Origin of the sequence: Mesorhizobium japonicum MAFF 303099 (genome assembly GCF_000009625.1) — a bacterium.
GTDB classification, from domain to species: domain Bacteria; phylum Pseudomonadota; class Alphaproteobacteria; order Rhizobiales; family Rhizobiaceae; genus Mesorhizobium; species Mesorhizobium japonicum.
Genome location: NC_002682.1, coordinates 118,523 through 138,079, shown reverse-complemented (window position 1 = coordinate 138,079; position 19,557 = coordinate 118,523). Strand labels below are relative to the sequence as shown.

The following is a 19,557-nucleotide window of genomic DNA, read 5'->3' as shown; positions in this document are numbered from 1 at the left end:
CATCCTGACCTCGCTTTTTGGCTCGATGCTGGAACCAGTCGGCAAGCGCGAAGTTCCTCATTATAGAGGCCAGCAAACCAGGAGAAGCCGAGATGGCGACGCAGGCCTGGGCGTCCGAGCTTGGATTGACCGAGCGGTCCAACTGCTGGCCCTTGGCCGAAGAGAAGATGACGGACCCCGGGTCGGCGGTCAACGTCGCCGCAGAAGCTGCGTAGCAAGGTTCGTCGCCGTTGGATGAGCCTTGATCAATTGTTCACCAGGGCTCGTCCGCAATCAACGCATCGGCGCCGCAGAGGCGCGAACAGGAGCATGACATGGGCTTCTTCGGCAAGTTCTTCTCCGGCCTGGATCGCAAGGCGCCAGCCGACAAAAAACCGAGCGGAGACATGCGCAAAGCAACCGGCGCCGGCCCTGCGATCGCGGCTCATTCCAAGGACGCCAAGACGTCGGCAGCGACCGGTCAAAATCCAACGGCGGCCAAGAAGAAGTCAGCGAACTGACCGCACGGTTAACCCGACCTGAGACAAGCTGCAATGCGTCAATGCCGGCAGCGCATGGGCCCAATGCCAAGGGCGCCTTACTCCATCGATCGTTTCCGCGATGTATTTCTTGATGGCGGCGATACCTCACCTCTCAGACGGGCAATGTGTTGGCTGGCAAGTTCTTCGGAGCGATCGGCCTTGCTAACCCTTCATCTTTCCATCCTCTGATGGGCACTTCATCAAACGTAGATGTGTCTGAGAAAGATGCGCGCTCGCCGAAAAATGCAGCCCGACGGCTTTGGCGGCCCGCAGGCGGGAACAGCTATGCTGCTCATGGCGTTGAGAGGACTCAATCGCGGGCATAAGGAGGCTAATTGGTGAAAGCGCTCGACGGCACCCCAGCACCACGCCAAGGGAGGGACGCGCTGGTCGCACATGCTAGAGTCTTGGTCGAATGTGGCGTACAGTGAGGCTAAAAGAGTGACTTCGAACGCGAAACGGAGTCAGCAGCCACTCCGCAAAGGGGCATCCTTAATCGATGAAGAAGCGGCCAGTCGCGCTGCTTCAACAACGGAAGAGAGCAAGGCCGCTCTGAGAGCAGAGGAGGGAGACCGCGGACGTGACGCGGCTTGGCCCTCCCAGATACCAGCGCTTGGGTGGAAAGATATTTTCTGGCGCCTGTGGGAGGAATTCAGCAAGGACCGGGTTCTGCTCGTCGCGGCTGGCGCCACATTCTACCTGCTCCTGGCACTGTTTCCGGCCTTGGCCGCGTTCATTTCAATTTACGGCTTTGTCGCGGATCCAGTTACGGTTGCGGACCATGTCGCATATCTCGGCGGATTGCTTCCGTCAGGGGGGCTGGACCTCATTCGCGGCCAGCTGCAAGCCTTGGCCAGCCAGAAACCCGGTGCTCTCGGCATAGGCTTCTTCATTGGCCTTGGTATCGCGCTGTGGAGTTCCAACAGCGGCATGAAAGCCCTCTTTGATGCGATGAACATCGCCTATGAGGAACGCGAAAAACGCAGCATCATCGCGCTCAACCTCATGTCGATCCTGTTCACCGTCGGAGCGTTGCTGATCGGCATCCTGCTGCTCCTCACCGTGGGCGTCGTTCCGGCACTTTTGCGCTATTTCTATCTTGATGCTTGGACGGAGACGCTTGTCGCGGTGTCCCGGTGGCCGATCCTGGTGGGTGCGATGCTGACCGGAATATCCCTCCTTTATCGCTTTGGGCCAAGCCGCGAACGAGCCAAGTGGCGCTGGCTGAGTTGGGGCTCCTTGATTGCGACGGTGGCGTGGATCGCAGCGTCGTGGCTCTTCTCGTTCTATTTGCAGCATTTCGCTAACTACAACGCTACCTACGGGTCGCTCGGCGCCGTTGTCGGTTTGATGATGTGGACGTGGATTTCCGTCATCATCCTTATTGCTGGCGCAGCCATCAATGCCGAGATGGAGCATCAGACAGCCGTAGACTCGACCACAGGCCCGCCCCTGCCCATGGGCAAGCGTGGCGCGGTGGTGGCCGACACGTTGGGCAAGACCGCGGATTGACTGCCACATTTCACCAACGGTAATAAGTTCCCTTTGGAGCGCTTGGACAGCCAGTCATGTCATTGCCCGCAGGATGCCGGCCCACCGAGTTGGACGCTCGCACGGCGCTGTCCTGTGGCGGGCAGTCCGGCTTTGCGGCAGCGAAGAGATGGATGGAATTTACTGCCATTGCCCGAACTGCGATCAATGGAAACATTCCATCCAAGTAGGATGATCAATAACCGCGAGAAGGCAAACGCACCGGTCGGCGACATGCTCGTTGCCATGCGCTCGGATGCACTGGCGGGAGTTGGCTTTCTAAGTGATGGCGAGACGATCCATGGTGGCCCGCGGGCGTCCGGCCCAAAAAATCGACGGTGTCCCCGCGCGTATCCAGAATGGCGAAGCGGGCATTACTCAAAACAGCGAGATGTAGCGGTCACTTAAGTAAAGGAATGGCACTACCTATGATCGTGGTAAGGCTCTTTCGTTTGTCCAACCATCTTCGCGAGTTCCACAAACGGTGGAATGTTGGATACACCTTGGGCATTGTTCGCGATCTGCAGAACCCCTGATAGGAAGCAGATGGCATCGCTATTGGACGGCGACATGTCTTCGTAGGTGCGCTCATCGCCCATGACATTGGCTTCGGACTTCCGCAAACGCGATATCGATGTCGTCAACTGAAAGCAGGCCTTTTTGGACCAGCAGATAGTTGATCGACGCGACTGCCGTCATCAGACCTTCCAGCTGAAGATTGTCGACGTTCATGGCCGAGAACTCTTTACCTGGCCGGATGGGTTCTGCCCGTCTGATTGGTGGGTTTTGTCGTCCACCTCATTGACGGGGCGCGTCAGTCCGACGCCATTCTTCGGCTTCTTGTTTCCGGCCGCGTCCTGAGAGAAAGTATCCGAAGCGTCGGCGCCAGTCTTTGCCGGATATTTTGTCGCCCCGGTTTCGCGATGGTTTTCGTTGTCAGACATGTCTTGGTCCTCCGTGTGATCAACGATAACCACCCCTGCAGGGGCTGGTTCCGCTCCAAATGCAACATTCCCTTGGCAGGGCAAAGGGGTTGGCGACCACCAGAGCGGCATTGGTCCGGAAGAATTCGATCAAGTCGTGCATTCTCAAAATCCCTTCAGTTCCTTGGAAGCTTGTGGATTTCCAACCTCACCGGTCCGCCCCGTTCGCAACTCGTGCACAAGAGCGCCTGCTCCACCGAGCTGAACAGGGCTTCCTTGCCGTACCTCTTGATCAAGCTGGCGGGCTTCACTTCCGCATGATGCGAGCAGGTCTTGCACCACGCTCGCAGCGTGTGCCAGCCGCGGAGGTCGCCGAGAGCCACGTCGAGTCCGGCGTGAATGCTGCCGTCGATGATCGTCTGGGGCGAGACCTTCACCTCGCCCGGCGTAATAATCTTCTCCATGACGTGGCGGCTGTTGTAATGAATGAGCATCATGCCCGGCCGGCGCCGGATGGCGGCGTGCCAGGCCGCCTGGCTCACCACAGCGTCCGGCGATCGACAGATGGTTTCGAGATGCGTCTTCTCCTCCCGGTCCCATACCTCGATCCGGAAATTGTCTTCGGCGGTGTCCACCATTTAGGGGCGCGCCTTATGCCAGCCGCGAGAAAAGCCATTGGAGACCGCCGCGCGTGACAAAGCGAGTTCCCGTTCAAGTTCGGCGTTCCTAGCTAGAGCGGTCAGCAAGGCGACCACAGCGTCGCCACCGGCTGCAGCAATGGCTTGCTGGGCCGCCAACCCCAATTCGGACATAGCTTCGCCGATCGGCGCATTTTGGCGCTTTCCCATGGCCCGTTTCCTGCTCAGATGCAGTCAGAAATAAGGAACATATTCCTGTCAGGTCAAGGGGGTATTGACTTTAATGTTCTCATTTTGTTCACTGTAGGCAATTTGGAGACAGAAGCCGTGAAACCGGTCACCGCAACAAGTCCGAGCAGCCCGAGATGTGCCGCGGTTTGGCGCGAGATGCCCGCCATACAGCCTTGCAGGCTGTCGGTGACAAGTTCGTCGTTTGCGCACAAGGGCGATGAGGGCGCAAAAGGAAATGATCTACGGATGAGCGACGAACCAATCAAGCTTGCCGAGGGCATGATGGCGGCGCTGCGGCAAAGTGGACGGATCGAAAATCATGTCTGCGAGTTTAGGGGGTGCGGGAAACGGGCGCCGTTCGGATTTGCCAAACCGAGACAGCCATCGCTTTGGTTCTGTTTCGAGCATCGCGAACACGGCGACATGGATTTGGCGGGGTGAGATGATTAGTCGACCAAGAGAAACGGACGATTATCCGGACCGCGTCATCGACTGCCAGGAGGCGATGGAGCCCGGCTTCCAAGCCATCGTCGATTGCATGCTGGAGGCAGGCTGGTCGCGCGGCGAAACTCTGCAGTCACTCAAGCGGCTTATCGCGGCGGACAGTATGACCCAGAAAGAGAACGCCAGGACCGAAACACAGCTTGCCATTGCTCGGGCCATGATGCGGGCCGGAAAGTCCTTTTAGGAAGCTCCGATTGATGGCACCCTCTTTTGCGCTTTCGAGCGCGGGTTCCTTTCACGGTCGCGCATCATGAGAGCCGCCTCAGTGCGGTTTCGCACATTGAGTTTCGACAGCACCCCGGTCATGTGGTGCTTGACCGTCTTCTCCTGCAGCTCCAGGCGCAAGGCAACCTCCTTGTTTGAGAGCCCTTCCGCCACCAGCCGCAGGATTTCCGTTTGCCGTTCGGTCAGCTGCCGCAACCGGTCCGCCACGCCGTTGGCGGATTGCGGGGACTGGAGATCGGAAAGCAGCCGCGCCGACAACATCGGCGAAAGATAGCTCTCGCCGGCCGCCACGTTGCGGAGGATTTCAGCAAGCGCGCGCGATCCGACACCCTTGAGGATATAGCCCTGCACGCCGGCGTTCAGCGCCGTGGTTACATCGGCATTGGTCTCCGAAACGGTCAGCATGACGATCTTCTGGGCGGGATGGACGGCAAGGATGCTTGCAACCGCCGACAGGCCGCCGCCCGGCATGGAGATGTCGAGCAGCAATATGTCGGGCTGCACCGTCGAGGCGATGCGTTCGGCATCTTGCGCTGTCGCGCCTTCGCCGACGATCTCGAAACCTCCGATCTCCGACAGGCTGCGCGTCACGCCTTCGCGAAACAGCGGATGATCGTCGACAATAGCGATGCGGATAGTGCCAATCATGCTTGCTCCTCGGGCAGTATTTTCGAGACGACCGCCGCTGGCTGATGCGTCGGCGAACCCATTGCGTTCGGTCCGCTTCAACCGTTTTGGCGCGGCCCGCATGCTCTTGGGCCGCTTCCCGCCATAGGGATATCGGCTCACAAACCAGCAATCACGATCCGTTAAAATCGTCCATTCATTTTCTGTTGAGAGCAGACGACAGGAGAGTAAAATTCGTTCCTTCGCCCGGCTTCCTCAAACGGCCGGCGCGGCCCGGTTAGTCCTGTTTCCACCTGAAGGCTGGCCGGGCCGCTTGCGACGACGCATCGCCTCGAAGATCACTTGGGTAACGCTTTCGGCACCAAGGGCGCGACTTGCGCGTGATGCAAGCAGGTCTGGCACGACCCACGCAGCGCGTGCCTGCTGCGCACGTCGTCCAGCGCGACGGTCCAGTCCGGCGTGAATATGCCGTCGATGGTCGTCTGGCGGGGCCGGCTTGCTTCGCGTCCGAGATTTCAGTGGGCCGGCGCAATAGTGCCTATCCGCCTTCGCGTATAATGGCGCTGTATACGCGCAATCGCGTATATTGGGTCACAATACGCGAATGCGTATATCAAACTCTGAAGGCTTATCATGGCCTGCCAGATCGCACGCAATGAAAGGCAACTCGGCGCCACCCTCCGTCGCGTGCGCAGGCAGGCCGACCTCACGCAACTGGCCCTTGGAAATAAGGTTCATCTGCGTCAGGCAACGCGACTTAGAACTGGTCGTTCGTCCGCGCAGCAAAAGCAGCGCTGCCGAAATCGAGGAGTTGTTCTGATGGTGCCGCGGGGCCCCACCTATCGCGAAAAGTCGTCCTGAACGGCATTTGGTCGGCCTGCTGCGCAGGCGAGCACTTTGATAGCGCAGTCTCGGCCAGCAGCCAGCGGCACAACCGTTCTCATCCTGCTGAAGGGCTCGTCGCAGCTGTCGGCCCGATGGGGTCCATAGTTCGGGACGGTAGAGGTAACCCAAGGAAGGCTGACCTGGTCACTTGCTATGGAACCCCGCGCGTCCAATGAAGTTGGAGATCTTACCCGCACGGGTCCATGAACAAGGAGAACATCGCAATGGCAGCTACGAAGAAGGCAACCGCCACCAATAAAGGCCTCGAGGACATGTTTGTCGAAGGCCTGAAAGACATCTACTATGCCGAGAAGAAAATCTTGAAGGCGCTGCCGAAGATGGCAAGGGGCGCGGACGACCAGCAGGTCACCGCCGCCTTCGAAAAGCATCTTGCGGAGACCGAAGGCCAAGTCGAGCGGCTGGAAGAAGTATTTGAGATTCTCGGCACGGCGGCCCGAGGCAAAACCTGTCCGGCCATCGACGGCATTCTCGAGGAAGGCTCCGACATTCTCGAGGAGTACAAAGGCTCGGTCTCACTGGACGCAGGTCTGGTAGGCGCCGCGCAGGCGGTCGAACACTACGAGATCGCGCGCTATGGCACTCTGATTGCGTGGGCGACATCTCTTGGCAGGGATGATGTCGCGGAACTGCTCAACGCCAACCTGGAAGAAGAAAAAGCCACCGACGAAGCACTGACGTCGCTTGGCGAGGCGGGCGTAAACGACCGGGCTGCCGAACAGCAGGCCGCCTGATCCGTCAGTGGAGGGGTCCCGTTTAGGACCCCTCACCCGCCGGTTTGCTACAAGCCCTCGCGTGTCGACGGACATCCGGCGCTAGCCTCAAAGACGCCCGGGGAGCGAGACGAGGGGTTAGAGCGACGAGCATCCTCTGACCTAAGTCGGCTGGCGGTCGAAGGCGACGCCCTGCCCACGTGCCGCGGCGCTTGCCGCAATCATCTCGTCGAGCGCCGTAGCACGCTCCCGCAGCACAGTCTCGATCGACTGTCCGGCCTGCGCGACTCCTGCACAGTCCGATGCTCAAGCGCATGGCTCCGCCGAACCCGAAAAACCTGCGCACCTCATTTAGCCGCCGCGAAAAGACCGGTAAGAACGCAGCCTGCGATTTCTGCGAGGATTGGTACCGGGCGCTAAAAGGAACTTACCCGCGGAGTCTTCGAAGCGATCAGGCCTCTTTCCTGGTAGCGCCGCACGCCCCGCGGGGGTGCATGGTCGGCCTGCGCTGGTGCTGGGTGCGCATGCGGCCTACTCCAGGCCGAGCGCAATACTTTGAGGACGCAGCACTCCTCTATGTCTAAACCTTCCACATCGAGACCATCTGACTGCGCGATCGGAACCTTTCATGGATTGCGGGGTTCGTCGGTGGGGCCAACGGATATAGCCGCCTTGAAGCTCGACAACGAAGTTCGCCACACCTCCGAGGAGCTGGATGATCGCGTCTTGGCTGACGTCGTGACGGCACTGAACAGGCGGGTCAACGTTAGCCATGACTTCGACATTCCATATATTGCCGGCTACAGCGACGACGCGAAGACCATTTACATCGACCGGCACCTGCCCCGGACACTAGCTTGGAAGGGACGGGACTTCAGGCTAGCGCCGTTCTTGGTAACCCACGAAATCATCGAAAAGGCCTTGCTCGATGAGCTGCGGCTTCACTACCTACACGCGCACCAGGTCGCCTTGCGCGCCGAGCGCGACGCCGTGCGAGGGGCGGGGCTGCCATGGCGAACCTACCAACGGATGATGAAAGCCCATGAAAAGCCGATCGATGAGGAAAAGCTGAAACGCGTCCCGGTGGACTTGGATCTGACGCCCTACAAGGATTTGGATGACTTCCAGATACTTGAGCGGCTTGTCAGAGCTGCGCGGTAATGGAAAGATGAGCCTCTAGGGGCAGGCGAGCACCTATCCGTATCATTAGGCGCCGCGCACACAGTGTTGCGCGAAGCGCAAATACTCTTCGGTTTGAACTCGTTTGGCACAAGCCGCCCCTATTTTGGTTGTATTAGCCTGCCGCTGGACCCGCCCAACGAATCGCCCGCGACCCGGTCGATAGGAACCAGGTCGCGGAGAGCGCGTCCGTCCATTCAACGGACAGGCCAAGCCCCTCTAGTTCGCGATCATGCGTTGTTTGTCACGCGCGTTAGCGTAGCTGCCTTTTTCATAGGCCGGCTGCGCGTTAAACTGCTCTTTTGTAAAGTTTGTATATAGATACTTATTTCCTGACTTGTCCGTCATGAACTTGAGGTTGTCCATGCCAACGGCCACCTCCTTGGCGCCTATCCCGAGGAACCCACCGACATCGATCAGGACTGCGTCGACTTTCTTGTCACCCGTCAGCACAACGTCGCCGATCTTTCCAACCTTGGCGTCGTTGGCGCCATAGACGGTCGTGCCGACCAGATCCTCGGCCCGGATCTTGTCGATCGGAACGGCGGTCAAAGCCGTCTTATCTACAGCTGCGGTAGTGGTTGAGTCGGTCACCACTGTCGTGGACGCGGGGGGTGTGTTGGAAGCCAAGGTTGGGTCATAGGCCTTGGTATCGAAGTTCGGCTGGGCCTGGAGATCTTCCTTGGTGGTCTTGATCACAAGCCAGCGCTTGCCGTCCTTTTCGGCCCACTGGGCCTTGTTGAAGTCGAAAGCGACATTCTTTTCACCGATGCCGAGAAAGCCTCCGACGCCGATAATGAGAGACTGCGCCTTGCCGTCCTTCGCAAGCAGGACGTCATTGACCTTGCCGATCGTCTGGGCATTAGCGTCCGTTCCGTTGTAAACGGTAGCGCCGATAATTTTGGAAACAAGGCTGCCATTTGGCGCGACCGCAGCAGTTGTCGCAGCATTGGTGTCCGCGGGCGCCGCTGTCACAACATTCGCGGCAAAAGCGCCTGAGGCAACAAGGGTCGCTAGCGCGGTGGCGGTAGCCAGACTTTTGTAACTCATCGTGGTGATCCTTTCGTTGTCGTCGCACGCCCTGCCCGTTGCCCGGACAGGACGGCAACTTGATGCATCACAACGGAATGCGCTGATCGAGGTTCCCACGACACCCGCCCGCTGAAGCCAGCGGCCCACAGCCCGCCCCACGCTTACTTTGCGGGCGGCCTTGCCAAGTTCGAGCGAGAAGTTACTCGCCGTGCGTAGCGTGGAAAGAAGGCCCCAACGGACTATAGCGCGGGAGCCATGGGCCACCCCGCCCGAGGGCTGGCCGGGGGGTGTCAGCAAGTCCCCTCGGGACTCGAGCCAGTTGCCAGGCGCGTAGCGGGAACGTTCCTCGCCGGTTGTCTTTCACAACGTGAAGGGAACTCTTGCCGAATTATATGTCGCCGTCATGCTTGGTGTCGGACCTAAACCGCGCGAAACGCGGGCAATGCTCAAGTGGGGCACGTTCATCGGTCGACAGCAGTGGGCGATTGCCTCGCACAAGCCCGCCGACAGCCAGTCAATGTCCAGTTCGAGGTCCTGGGGCGGGTAACTCGCCGCGCTAAAAGCGCCGTCGTGCGTAAATTGTTCAAGCTGTTTCTGGGCCAGTTGGTCAGCGTCTGCGTCAGGAGATCGGACCCCTTTACCTTCAGCTAACCACCCCCTTCACTTCCGACATGTAGGCAGCGACTTGGAACAATTGTTTAGACGGCGCGTTGTGGCCCGTTTAGATCGGGGACCTCGAATGACTGAACTACCGCAGGCCGACGTTGCCGCCGTCAAGAAACCGGCAATGGTCCTGGGCGGTAACCTCGACTATCAGGACTTTTTCGAAAACGGTGCCATCGCGCTCCATCTGGTGAGCGCGGATGGCCTAATCTTGCATGCTAACAAGGCGGAGCTCGATCTCCTCGGCTATCCGGCAGAGGACTATGTCGGTCGCCACATTACTGAGTTTTATCCCGACCGGGACGTGATCACCAACATTTTGAGTAGGCTCTCCCGTGGTGAGCAGATTGCCAGATATCCGGCGCGTTTGCGCGCCCGTGACGGGTCCATCAAGCACGTCGAACTTACGTCGAGCGGCCATTTCCGCGACGGCAAGCTAGTCAACACCAGATGCTTTACTGTCGATGTAACTGACCTCGAGCGGACACGGACAGAACTCAGGCAGCAGGACAACGCCTATCACCAGATTCTCGATGGCCTTCCGGTCGCCATCTACACGACTGACCAGAACGGCATCATTACCTATTACAATCGAGCCGCTGCCGATCTGGCAGGGCGGGAGCCTCAGGTCGGCAAGGACAAATGGTGCGTAACGTTCAAGCTGTTCACCACTGACGGCAAGGAGCTGCCGCACGACGAATGCCCGATGGCGGTCGCCCTCAAGGAAAACCGGCCGGTCCGCAACCAGCAGGCCATAGCGCAGCGTCCGGACGGGTCCTTTTTCCCGTTCATGCCCTACCCCACTCCGCTGCGCGATGAGCAGGGCGGCCTCGTTGGCGCCGTGAATATGCTGCTCGATCTGACGGACCGCCAGCGTGCCGAAGAGACCAGGCAGCACCTGTCGGCGATCGTGGAATCCTCATTTGACGCTATTGTCAGCAAGGATCTCAACACCATCATCAAGAGCTGGAATCGAGGCGCCGAAAAGCTCTTTGGCTATACCGCCAGCGAAGCGATCGGCAAGTCGGTAACCATGCTTATCCCCGACGACCACCAGGACGAGGAACCTCGCATCCTTGAGCGCCTCCGCCGTGGCGAGCGCGTCGATACCTATGAAACGATACGTCGGCGCAAGGATGGCAGCCTGGTTCCGGTCTCGCTGACGATATCGCCCGTGCGTAACGCAACAGGGCAGATCGTCGGCGCCTCGAAGATTGCCCGGGACATCACATCGGCCAGGGAAAACGAGCAGCGTATCCGCATGTTGATGCGCGAGGTCAATCACCGGGTGAAGAACCAGTATTCCGTTATCCTGTCGATGATCCGGGAGACCAACAAACGATCGGAGACGCCCAAGCAGTTTGAAGCCCAGGTGCGCCAGCGCATCATGGCATTGTCGCGCTCCCACGACCTGCTTGTGTCGGCCGACTGGAAGGGAGCTACCATCCGTGAACTTTTGGCGGCGCAGGCCCAGCCATTTCCCCGCGGTGAGATGATCGATATGTCAGGGCCGTCGTTCGTGCTTGGCCCCAATGCGGTCCAATATCTCGGGATTGCCTTCAACGAACTCGCGACCAACTCTGCGAAGTATGGCGTGCTCTCCGGCGATGACGGCCAGATTTCTGTTACATGGAACATCAGCGGTTCCGGTACATCGCGGCTCTTCCACCTGACCTGGGCGGAGACCGATGGGCCGCAAGTCACGACCATCAGACAGGGCGGCTTTGGAACCGTGGTCCTGGAGCGGGTTGCACCTGAAGCCGTGGGCGGACGGGGAAATCTTGAATATGGTTCGCATGGGATCACATGGAACCTGGAAGCGCCGTTGGCCGGACTGGACCGTTCCGTTGCCAATCAGGATTAGAAGCCTAAAGTAGCCTTGCTGGAGACGGGCGTTCGTCACTCGTTTGGCCATGCGGAATCTCCAGCCGGAACACCCCCTCGTCGCCCGGCTGGCGGTCCGCGCGGGATTGGCTTGCGATTTCACTTTGTCAGCAAGCGGTGCTGTTTGCGCATCGTGACGGGTTGGTACCGCTGGTCTATTGCCGGCCCCTACCCCGATAGATTTCATCCGCATTGACACGACGATGTGTTGAAGCCGGGAAATGTGACGAGCCGTCTTCAGGAGTCTTTGGCCTCGGTCTGGCGATGCTGGCCGTCAGCATGCGTCTCAACATAGCGGTCTTGGCAACACCACCGCGTACCTACGATCTGAAACTTTGCTCCGCCGAATGGTCGCGTCTGGTGCGCGCAAATCCATGTTTTCAATATCGTTCTGCGATTTTTTTACTGCGGTAAATTTCTGGATGCGGTCAGTGCGATTGGCCGCGCTCTGGCCAGCGTTAACCTTTTGTTAACCCAAAACTTCTTGCCGGTAAGTCCGAATCGGAGCTTAATGGCGCTTGTTGTGGGCATTGCTTACAAAAAGCGCCAATTCAGGTTTCGACGAGAATGAATGTCTCCATCCGGCTGCCACGTTTCGAGTTCGATGACAAAATCCTCGAACAGGGCGCCGAGATTTCCCGGCGGTTGAACCAGCTTCGGATGGAGAAATTTCCGCCCAATGCGACGAAGACGCTACGCACATTCTCGATGGCGGAGGTCGCTCACTACCTCGGGGTCTCGCAGAACAATTTGAAGCGTCTCCATCTCGAAGGCAAGGGGCCGTTGCCTGACCAAAGTCCTTCCGGCCGTCGCTCCTACACGGCTACACAGATGCTCGAGCTCAGGCAGTTCCTGGACCAGCATGGCAGGACTGAAGTCAAGAAGTACGTTCCGCACCGCAAGCTTGGCGATAAGCTCCAGGTGGTTGCGGTGGTCAATTTCAAAGGCGGCAGCGGCAAGACGACCACGGCAGCCCACCTCGCCCAGCACCTGGCGCTGACTGGTCATCGGGTTCTTGCGATCGATCTTGATCCGCAAGCTTCGCTGTCTGCTCTGCACGGCTTCCAGCCCGAGCTCGATCGCAACCTCTCGCTCTATGAAGCGATCAGGTATGACGACGAACGCAGATCGATTGCGGATGTGATCATACCGACAAATTTCCCCGGCCTCGACATCATTCCCGCCAATCTCGAGCTGCAGGAATACGAGTATGACACGCCGCTCGCCATGCAAGACAAAACCTCCAGTGCCGGCCGCCAGTTCTTCACGCGCATGGCCAAAGCGTTGTCGGAGGTTGACGATCGGTACGATGTCGTCGTTGTCGATTGCCCGCCCCAGCTTGGCTATCTGACTTTGACGGCAATGTCGGCGGCGACATCGGTTCTCATTACGGTCCATCCGCAGATGCTCGACCTGATGTCGATGAGCCAGTTTCTTCTGATGCTTGGCGGCATATTGAAGACCATCAAGGCCGCCGGCGCCGCGATCGAACTTGACTGGTTTCGCTACCTGATCACGCGCTACGAACCGACCGATATTCCGCAGGCGCAGATGGTGGGCTTCATGCAGTCCATGCTTGCCGGCCAGATCCTGGAAAACCCGATGTTGAAGTCGACGGCGATTTCCGATGCAGGCCTCACCAAGCAAACACTTTACGAGGTGGAGAAATCGGCCTTCACCCGCTCGACATATGACCGCGCTTTGGAATCGCTCGACGCGGTGAACGCCGAGATCGTCACACTCATCCATCGTGCGTGGGGTCGGTCATGACGGCGAACTTTACGGCAGTAAAAACCGGCTATTTTGCTCGTGGAATCAGATCGCTAGCCGCTCACGGAGGCGGTTGAATGGCCCGTAAGGATATTTTCGGCAGTGTGATGGGACCCGTCGCTGCGGTGGCCGATAACAAGGATGTATCGGGGTATGCCGTTCGTGGTGCCTCCCGCTCGATCATGCAATCCTTCGAGGAGCTCTCCAAGAGTTCCGTCGTCGATCTCGATCCTGCCCTGGTTGACACCTCGTTCGTCTCGGACCGCCTGGACGAAGACGATCAGGCGTATCAGGAGTTGCTGTCGGCAATTCGCGAGAGAGGTCAAGATTCTCCGATTCTGGTCAGACCGCATCCGGAGGTTTCAGGACGCTTCCAGACAGTATTCGGCCATCGCCGCGTCAAGGTTGCCCGCCAGCTGGGAAGGCCGGTCCGCGCCGTCGTCAAGAAGATGGGCGACGAGGACCATGTCATCGCCCAGGGCCAGGAGAATGCCGCCAGGGCCAATCTGTCCTTCATCGAGAGGACCCTGTTTGCCGATCGCATTCTCAAGCGCGGCCACACCTCGGACACGGTGAAGTCCGCTTTGGCGCTCGATGACACGACCTTTTCGAAGATGCGCTCCGTGACCGGCAATATCCCCGAGCCAGTCATTGTGGCTGTTGGCTCGGCCAAGGCCGTCGGACGGGACAGGTGGTGGCAACTGGCCAAGCTCATGGAGCATCCTGGGAACGCGGGCAGGGCGGCCGACTATGTGAAGAGCGCTGATTTCGCGGAGCCAAGCAGTGACGCACGATTTGCGCTTCTTTTCGACTACCTGAACGCTCCGGCGAAACGTTCGCCGGCAGCGCCGAAGACACGAGAAAAGGCCTGGGCGCCGCAAGACAGGTCGGTGCGGGCCAAGATCACCGACACCGGAAAAGTGTTCACGCTTGCCCTGAAAGCAAGGGAAGCCTCGCCGTTCGGTGCGTTCATCACCGAACGGCTGGACGAGCTTTTCGAAGCGTTCCGGCAATCGGAAATGTCTAAGAGAACAGGAGACTGAAACCGCAAAAGAAAAAGGCCCCCGAACGTCGCCGTCGCGGAAGCCCTTCTCGTCTGTAGCAAGCTGAGAATCGCACTTCCCCGAATCACTGTCAAGAGTCGTGGCGCCATTTCGGCGAGCAGGTTTCTTTTGCCTTCGTGAAAGGTGAGGGAAATGGAGAGTGGGTTTGCGACGACGCCTTTTGGGCGGCGGCCGATGACGCTTGCCTTGGTGAAGGCCAATGCCGCGTCGCGGCAGATTCCGAAAGGGGCCGCCGTTGAGAAATGGCAGGTCTACCGGTGGCTATGCGAGGGCAAGTCGATCGTCGGCGTTGGCGATCGTGCCCTGGCGGTGCTGAGCGGGCTGTTGACGTTTTATCCTGACGACCAGATCAGCGAGGAAAACGGCTTGATGGTCTTCCCGTCGAACGCACAGCTGTCTTTGCGGGCGCACGGCATGGCCGATTCGACGCTGAGAAGGAACCTGGCCGAGCTGGTGAGTTGCGGCCTGATCATTCGCCGCGATAGTCCGAACGGCAAAAGATTCGCTCGTAAGGGGCAGGGTGGTGCTGTCATGGAGGTCTTCGGGTTCTCGTTGGCGCCTCTGCTGGCACGGGCGGCGGAGTTTCAGCGCGCCGCCGAGCAGGTCCGCGCCGAGTGCCAGGCGCTGAAATTGATGCGGGAGCGCATCACGCTGCATCGCAGGGACATTCAGAAGCTGGTCGAGGCGGCGATCGAGGAAGGGGTTCCGGGCGACTGGGGCGGCGTCTGGAGGCGGTTTCGGTCCATCGTGGATGCAATTCCGCGCCGGGCGGGGCTGTCACAGCTTGAAGGGATCGTTGCCGAGCTGGTCGTGCTCCACGATGAAGTGGATAGGATGCTGGAAAGCTTCACAAGTTCCACGAATCCTAGCGGCAATGAGTCCCAAAATGAGCGGCAGCAATCTGATTCAAACACAGACTCCATTTTTGTATTTGAACCGGCTTTCGAAAAAAGCAGGGCGGCCGTTGAGCCAAGACCGGCACCGGACGAGCGGTTGAAAAGCTATCCGATTGGACTGGTGCTGAAGGCCTGCCCCGAGTTTGCGGGCTATGCTGTCAACGGGATCGCCAGCTGGCGCGATTTGATGCTCACCGCGGCCCAGGTGCGCGGCTACCTTGGGGTTTCACCGTCGGCCTATGAGGAGGCTTGCCATGTGATGGGTCAGGAAGTCGCCGCGATTGTGATTGCGTGTATTCTGCAACGGGCACAGCACATCAATTCGGCCGGTGGCTATCTGCGCGTGCTGACGGAAAAGGCGAGGGCAGGGGAGTTCTCGGTCGGACCGATGCTGATGGCCGCGCTCAAGGCCAATGGCCCGGCAACGAGGATGACGGGATGATTGAGGTACAGGTTCGTGGGGCAGGTTGCTCGGCGCTCTAGGTGACGGCATGCGGCCACCTACCGGCGGTGGGCTCCCGGGCTTGAAAGCTGTTCAGGAATGCCATATCTTTTGCACAAGAAACATGACTCCTGATATGGTGAACACTGTGGGCCATGCACTCAAGGCAGCCGAGCAGAATGGGCCGCTCGTCTTGTCCTATATGGATCGGAACGGGAAGATTGCGATCGAGCAGGTCGCGGACGGTTTTGGCATGTCCAAGGGTCAGTTGGCCCAGACCGCCGGTCTTGCGCGTGAGACACTCTATCGCTCAGAGCGCAGCGCTGCGGCAAAGACCCAGGGGCGTCTGCGCGAAATGCTCGAGATCATCAGCCGCGTGAGCGATTGGGCGGGCGGCAAGGAACAGGCGATGGCCTGGTATCGGGCTCAGCCGCTTCCGGCATTTGGCGGACGCACTGCCGAAGCGCTGGTGAAGGATGGCAAGGCCGCCGCGGTCCGTGATTATCTAGATCACATGGCAGTCGGTGGTTTTGCGTGAGGTTCGCCGGAACCTGTTACAGGGCACACGATCCACGCTGGGCATTCAAGCCGACTTCCGGTGATGGAGCGGCGATCAGAGGCGCACGGTTCAACCCCAAAGGCGTGCCGGCGCTCTATCTGGCGCTGACAATCATGACAGCAATCAAGGAAGCCAACCAGGGCTTTGCGCACCGGATCGATCCCTGTGTCCTTTGCTCCTATGAGGTCGACTGCGACGACATCGTGGATCTGACGACGGAAGAGGCGAGGGGAGAATTCGCCATAGCGCTCAAGGACATGGCCTGCGCCTGGGCGACGGCCATGTCCGACGCAGAGCGCCCGGCGTCCGGGTCCATCTACGACCGGCTGCGGTCTCGCGATATTGCCGGAATTGTGGTCCCAAGCTTCGCGCCAAGTGCCCATGATGAGGATCGTAACCTTGTCCTTTGGGACTGGGGTCCGGACCTTCCGCATAAAGTAACTGTCTTCGATCCGAGCGGCCGGTTGCCGAAGGACCAGTTGTCTTGGTCATAGTGGGCTCGTGGAAGGGCAGGGGAGGGGGCTTGTCAGGGCCTACAAACCGCTTGCCTTGGTGAGGTTGACTCTGAACCGGTCGCGCCGGCGCTGATAGCGTCGGGTCATCTCGGCCGAGGCATGGCCAAGCTGTTTTTGCACATATCGCTCGTCGACCTCGGCCGAGGAGGCCAGACCAGCGCGCAGCGAGTGGCCTGAAAACTTCATTTCCCGCTCGCTTTCGGACAATTCGCCTCGCACGCCTGCAGCCAGTGCCGCACGCTTGACGAGGCGGGCGACTTCCTGATCGTTCAACCGATCAGTTCCCGCTGTCTTGCCTTGGCCGGTGACGCGTCGAAACAGCGGGCCGTGGGCGACGCGGGCAAGCTTCAGCCAAATCTCCAGCGCCACCACTGGGCAGGTAGCGTCGGACGAGCCGCGACCGATCTCGACCTCACGCCAGCCAGTCTTACCGCGCAGGGTGACGAGCAGCCCTTTTTCAAGGATCTCGACCCAGCCACGACTATCCTCGGTTTGATCCCTGGCCACGTCGAGGCCGACGATTTCCGAGCGGCGCAGGCCGCCCGCGAAGCCGAGCAGCAGCATGGCACGGTCGCGCAAACCGCGTAGGGTGCCGCGGGGAAGCGTCTCCAGCATGGCAATCAAATCCTTGGGCAGGATCGCTTCCTTCTGCCGGGGAGGGAACGCGTGGGTTTTGCGGATACCGGCCATAACGGTGGCGATATGCCGGTCCTTGCGGTCGAGCGGCTGGCCGCGCTGCGCATAGTTCCAGGTCAGGGAGGAAAGCCGGCGTTCGATCGTCGACACCGAGTTAGGTTTCTTGTCGCCGGTCGCCTTGCCGGAGGCGCAAGCGGTGATGTAGAGGCCGACGACCTGCGGATCTGGCGGAAACATCTCGACGACCTGGCGCCGGCACCAGCCGGCAAAATGCTTCCAGTCCGAGCTATAGGCGCGGCGGGTATTGGCGGAACTCGCCGCCTCGACATAGTCGCGGGCGCGATCGGCGAGGTGCTCGAGGTGGCCGGGAAAGCGCAGCCGGTCGACAGGATTTTGCTCCGGCAGGGCAGGGGAGGGATCATTCCTGGCGGCCGTCAACCGCGCATGCGCATTTGACTCTTCAGCGGTATCTCGGCCCATGGCGTGGACGATCTCCACGATATCAGGCAGGTCGTCTTGTTCGGGCAATCTCGCGAATCCTCAACTATGATTCGCACCATATCATGTCGGGGACGATTGGCTGGAACGTCCCCGAAATATGCCCTGGTCGGATCGCGGCGGTATGATGTTCAACGGCTTTCATTTTCGTTGAACATGGGCTATGTTCAACAACGACATTTTTTGTTGAGCATCATGATAACGCGCCATTCGCCGCTCGCCCATTCGGCCTACCACGATCTTCTGTCGTCCCTGCACGACGAAGTCGCGGCGGAGATCCGCGGAACGCCGACGCGTATTGACCGCAACGGCCGCGTCTATTGGTACGATACCTACCGCGTCGGTTCGGACGTCAAGAAAACCTATATCGGGGAAGATAGCGAGGAACTTCGCCTTCGCATGCAACGCATCAAAGCACTGCGCGACGACCGCGACAATCGTCGACGCAATCGCGCCCGGCTGGTCCGCCTGCTACGCGCGGAAAGATTCCTTGGCGTCGATGCCGCGACCGGCAGCATTCTGCATGCATTCGCTTCCGCCGGCGTTTTCCGCCTCGGCGGCACTGTCGTGGGAACTCAGGCGTTCCGCCTCTACGAAGGCGAGCTCGGCGTCCGCTTCACCCTTGACCAGACTGCCCAAACGAACGACGTCGACATAGCCAGCTTCGAGCGACTCTCGATCGCGCTGGACGACAGTGTGTCGGCGCCGCTCGAAAGCGTCCTCAAGGATTTCTCGTTCGAACCGGCGCCGACGATGGACCCCGGCAAGACCTGGCGCTGGAAACAAACGCGGAGCGAGACACTCGTCGAATTCCTGACGCCGTCTTTCGCCGAGGAGGAGGGACTGCGTCCACTGCCGGCGCTCGGCGTCCACGCCCAATCGCTGCATCACCTCAACTATCTCCTGGCAGAGCCGATGCTAGCAGCCGTTACCTATCGCGACGGCGTGCTCGTGCAAATTCCGCGGCCGGAACGCTTCGCAATCCATAAGCTCATCGTCGCCGACCGCCGCCGGGACGGGCCGGACAGCCTAAAATCCATCAAGGACCGGCTGCAGGCCGAATTCCTGATCGAAGTGCTTGCTACGGACAGGCCGGACGATCTGCGCGAGGCTCTCGAGGACGCCCTGGCGCGCGGCAAGCGCTGGCGGGACAGGATTGCGGCCACCTTGGAGCGCTCGCCACCGCTGCAGGCTGCCCTTGGCGACATGATGCGATAGCTGCCGCGCCGGAAAGTGGTTGGTGAACCAAAGCGCGAAGGCGCCAGATCGCCCGTTATGCGCAGGGCTCTCCATGATCGTGCGCGACATTTCCGCCTGGAGTGCGAGAGTCCGTCCGGAAGCCCGATTGACGTCGATTTCGGCATTCCGCTCGACCAGAGCGGCTGACTGCCGCCCGCTGTCCGTGGATCAAGCGCTACCCGGTCCGCCCAATGAACGCGACTTGTCGTCGATCTGACGGCGAAAAGAGGCTGTACGCCGGTGAAACCCGCGCGAAAACGGCCATTTCAGACACGAATGATAATGCAACATTATCATTCGTTTCGGCCCACCGACAGGCTGTGCGTTTTGATGCGAAAATCATGGCACAAAGCGCACGAGCGCTT

General features: G+C 59.7%; 20 protein-coding genes and 1 pseudogene. 14 read left to right on the top strand and 7 right to left on the bottom strand.

Going from position 1 to position 19,557, the window contains the following annotated elements; all coding sequences use genetic code 11:
- The first annotated feature begins 92 nt into the window (after window positions 1-92).
- From MAFF_RS41115 to MAFF_RS00730, 3 genes are all read left to right on the top strand, one after another.
- Window positions 93-215: a hypothetical protein gene (locus MAFF_RS41115; RefSeq protein WP_280111400.1), complete on the top strand. Its 123-nt coding sequence runs from the start codon at window positions 93-95 to the stop codon at window positions 213-215.
- Window positions 216-314: 99 nt separating this feature from the next.
- The gene (locus tag MAFF_RS00735; protein ID WP_010916119.1) at window positions 315-500 is read left to right on the top strand and encodes a hypothetical protein; all 186 of its coding nucleotides are present in this window, start codon (window positions 315-317) and stop codon (window positions 498-500) included.
- A gap of 462 nt (window positions 501-962) precedes the next feature.
- The gene (locus MAFF_RS00730; RefSeq protein WP_010916120.1) at window positions 963-2,033 is read left to right on the top strand and encodes a YihY/virulence factor BrkB family protein; all 1,071 of its coding nucleotides are present in this window, start codon (window positions 963-965) and stop codon (window positions 2,031-2,033) included.
- A 440-nt stretch (window positions 2,034-2,473) separates the two neighbouring features.
- Here MAFF_RS00730 and MAFF_RS00725 read toward each other — a convergent pair.
- The 4 genes and pseudogenes from MAFF_RS00725 to MAFF_RS00710 all read right to left on the bottom strand — a co-directional run bounded on the left by MAFF_RS00725 (window position 2,474) and on the right by MAFF_RS00710 (window position 3,822).
- Window positions 2,474-2,783: pseudogene (locus tag MAFF_RS00725) on the bottom strand (hypothetical protein).
- Complete coding sequence (locus MAFF_RS00720; RefSeq protein WP_157865851.1) at window positions 2,780-2,995, bottom strand: hypothetical protein; 216 nt, start codon at window positions 2,993-2,995, stop codon at window positions 2,780-2,782. The pseudogene MAFF_RS00725 and the gene MAFF_RS00720 overlap by 4 nt, the downstream one beginning before the upstream one ends.
- 155 nt (window positions 2,996-3,150) lie before the next feature.
- Window positions 3,151-3,612, bottom strand: coding sequence for a hypothetical protein (locus MAFF_RS00715; protein WP_010916121.1), 462 nt, complete (start codon window positions 3,610-3,612; stop codon window positions 3,151-3,153).
- Window positions 3,613-3,822 (bottom strand): hypothetical protein, encoded by a 210-nt coding sequence (locus tag MAFF_RS00710; RefSeq protein ID WP_010916122.1) that lies wholly within the window; start codon window positions 3,820-3,822, stop codon window positions 3,613-3,615.
- Between the two features lie 267 nt (window positions 3,823-4,089).
- Between MAFF_RS00710 and MAFF_RS38895 the strand changes: the two genes are divergently transcribed.
- Complete coding sequence (locus tag MAFF_RS38895) at window positions 4,090-4,284, top strand: hypothetical protein (RefSeq protein WP_157865849.1); 195 nt, start codon at window positions 4,090-4,092, stop codon at window positions 4,282-4,284.
- Between the two features lies 1 nt (window position 4,285).
- Window positions 4,286-4,531, top strand: coding sequence for a hypothetical protein (locus tag MAFF_RS00700; RefSeq protein ID WP_010916124.1), 246 nt, complete (start codon window positions 4,286-4,288; stop codon window positions 4,529-4,531).
- Here the strand turns inward: MAFF_RS00700 and MAFF_RS00695 are convergent.
- On the bottom strand, window positions 4,528-5,220 hold the full coding sequence (locus MAFF_RS00695; RefSeq protein ID WP_010916125.1) for a response regulator: 693 nt from the start codon (window positions 5,218-5,220) through the stop codon (window positions 4,528-4,530). The genes MAFF_RS00700 and MAFF_RS00695 overlap by 4 nt on opposite strands.
- 1,088 nt (window positions 5,221-6,308) lie before the next feature.
- On the opposite strand from MAFF_RS00695, the gene MAFF_RS00690 reads away from it, so the two are divergent.
- Entirely contained in the window at window positions 6,309-6,836 is a 528-nt protein-coding gene (locus MAFF_RS00690) for a ferritin-like domain-containing protein (RefSeq protein ID WP_010916127.1), read from the top strand.
- A 651-nt stretch (window positions 6,837-7,487) separates the two neighbouring features.
- Window positions 7,488-7,976 carry a hypothetical protein gene (locus MAFF_RS00685; protein ID WP_157865847.1) on the top strand — a complete coding sequence of 163 codons (489 nt, stop codon included), beginning with the start codon at window positions 7,488-7,490 and terminating at the stop codon, window positions 7,974-7,976.
- A gap of 237 nt (window positions 7,977-8,213) precedes the next feature.
- Here the strand turns inward: MAFF_RS00685 and MAFF_RS00680 are convergent, their stop codons facing one another.
- Window positions 8,214-9,044: a PRC-barrel domain-containing protein gene (locus tag MAFF_RS00680; protein WP_244420557.1), complete on the bottom strand. Its 831-nt coding sequence runs from the start codon at window positions 9,042-9,044 to the stop codon at window positions 8,214-8,216.
- A gap of 721 nt (window positions 9,045-9,765) precedes the next feature.
- Here MAFF_RS00680 and MAFF_RS00675 point away from each other — a divergent pair.
- The 6 genes from MAFF_RS00675 (at window position 9,766) to MAFF_RS00650 (ending at window position 16,798) form a co-directional block, all read left to right on the top strand.
- On the top strand, window positions 9,766-11,553 hold the full coding sequence (locus MAFF_RS00675) for a PAS domain S-box protein (protein ID WP_044547282.1): 1,788 nt from the start codon (window positions 9,766-9,768) through the stop codon (window positions 11,551-11,553).
- A gap of 587 nt (window positions 11,554-12,140) precedes the next feature.
- Window positions 12,141-13,343 carry a plasmid partitioning protein RepA gene (gene repA / locus MAFF_RS00670; protein ID WP_010916132.1) on the top strand — a complete coding sequence of 401 codons (1,203 nt, stop codon included), beginning with the start codon at window positions 12,141-12,143 and terminating at the stop codon, window positions 13,341-13,343.
- A gap of 77 nt (window positions 13,344-13,420) precedes the next feature.
- Window positions 13,421-14,386, top strand: a complete 966-nt coding sequence (gene repB / locus MAFF_RS00665; protein ID WP_010916133.1) for a plasmid partitioning protein RepB — start codon at window positions 13,421-13,423, stop codon at window positions 14,384-14,386.
- 153 nt (window positions 14,387-14,539) lie between these two features.
- Window positions 14,540-15,745: a plasmid replication protein RepC gene (gene repC / locus MAFF_RS00660; RefSeq protein WP_010916134.1), complete on the top strand. Its 1,206-nt coding sequence runs from the start codon at window positions 14,540-14,542 to the stop codon at window positions 15,743-15,745.
- 136 nt (window positions 15,746-15,881) lie between these two features.
- Window positions 15,882-16,283, top strand: a complete 402-nt coding sequence (locus tag MAFF_RS00655) for an antitoxin Xre/MbcA/ParS toxin-binding domain-containing protein (protein WP_341872699.1) — start codon at window positions 15,882-15,884, stop codon at window positions 16,281-16,283.
- On the top strand, window positions 16,280-16,798 hold the full coding sequence (locus MAFF_RS00650; RefSeq protein WP_010916136.1) for an RES family NAD+ phosphorylase: 519 nt from the start codon (window positions 16,280-16,282) through the stop codon (window positions 16,796-16,798). The genes MAFF_RS00655 and MAFF_RS00650 overlap by 4 nt, the downstream gene beginning before the upstream one ends.
- Before the next feature lie 39 nt (window positions 16,799-16,837).
- Here MAFF_RS00650 and MAFF_RS00645 read toward each other — a convergent pair whose 3' ends face one another.
- The gene (locus MAFF_RS00645; RefSeq protein ID WP_010916137.1) at window positions 16,838-17,935 is read right to left on the bottom strand and encodes a site-specific integrase; all 1,098 of its coding nucleotides are present in this window, start codon (window positions 17,933-17,935) and stop codon (window positions 16,838-16,840) included.
- 213 nt (window positions 17,936-18,148) lie between these two features.
- Here MAFF_RS00645 and MAFF_RS00640 point away from each other — a divergent pair, with 213 nt between their 5' ends.
- Window positions 18,149-19,171, top strand: a complete 1,023-nt coding sequence (locus MAFF_RS00640) for a nucleotidyltransferase family protein (RefSeq protein ID WP_044547353.1) — start codon at window positions 18,149-18,151, stop codon at window positions 19,169-19,171.
- The last annotated feature ends 386 nt before the right edge of the window (window positions 19,172-19,557 follow it).

Coding starts and splice junctions, on each gene's coding strand:
- MAFF_RS00675 (WP_044547282.1), top strand. CDS start 9,766: ATGACTGAACTACCGCAGGCCGACGTTGCCGCCGTCAAGAAACCGGCA.
- MAFF_RS00710 (WP_010916122.1), bottom strand. CDS start 3,822: ATGGGAAAGCGCCAAAATGCGCCGATCGGCGAAGCTATGTCCGAATTG.
- MAFF_RS00655 (WP_341872699.1), top strand. CDS start 15,882: ATGGTGAACACTGTGGGCCATGCACTCAAGGCAGCCGAGCAGAATGGG.
- MAFF_RS00715 (WP_010916121.1), bottom strand. CDS start 3,612: ATGGTGGACACCGCCGAAGACAATTTCCGGATCGAGGTATGGGACCGG.
- MAFF_RS00680 (WP_244420557.1), bottom strand. CDS start 9,044: ATGAGTTACAAAAGTCTGGCTACCGCCACCGCGCTAGCGACCCTTGTT.
- MAFF_RS00695 (WP_010916125.1), bottom strand. CDS start 5,220: ATGATTGGCACTATCCGCATCGCTATTGTCGACGATCATCCGCTGTTT.
- MAFF_RS00720 (WP_157865851.1), bottom strand. CDS start 2,995: ATGTCTGACAACGAAAACCATCGCGAAACCGGGGCGACAAAATATCCG.
- MAFF_RS00700 (WP_010916124.1), top strand. CDS start 4,286: ATGATTAGTCGACCAAGAGAAACGGACGATTATCCGGACCGCGTCATC.
- repC (WP_010916134.1), top strand. CDS start 14,540: ATGGAGAGTGGGTTTGCGACGACGCCTTTTGGGCGGCGGCCGATGACG.
- MAFF_RS38895 (WP_157865849.1), top strand. CDS start 4,090: ATGAGCGACGAACCAATCAAGCTTGCCGAGGGCATGATGGCGGCGCTG.
- MAFF_RS00640 (WP_044547353.1), top strand. CDS start 18,149: ATGATAACGCGCCATTCGCCGCTCGCCCATTCGGCCTACCACGATCTT.
- MAFF_RS00735 (WP_010916119.1), top strand. CDS start 315: ATGGGCTTCTTCGGCAAGTTCTTCTCCGGCCTGGATCGCAAGGCGCCA.
- MAFF_RS00645 (WP_010916137.1), bottom strand. CDS start 17,935: ATGGGCCGAGATACCGCTGAAGAGTCAAATGCGCATGCGCGGTTGACG.
- MAFF_RS41115 (WP_280111400.1), top strand. CDS start 93: ATGGCGACGCAGGCCTGGGCGTCCGAGCTTGGATTGACCGAGCGGTCC.
- repA (WP_010916132.1), top strand. CDS start 12,141: ATGAATGTCTCCATCCGGCTGCCACGTTTCGAGTTCGATGACAAAATC.
- MAFF_RS00690 (WP_010916127.1), top strand. CDS start 6,309: ATGGCAGCTACGAAGAAGGCAACCGCCACCAATAAAGGCCTCGAGGAC.
- repB (WP_010916133.1), top strand. CDS start 13,421: ATGGCCCGTAAGGATATTTTCGGCAGTGTGATGGGACCCGTCGCTGCG.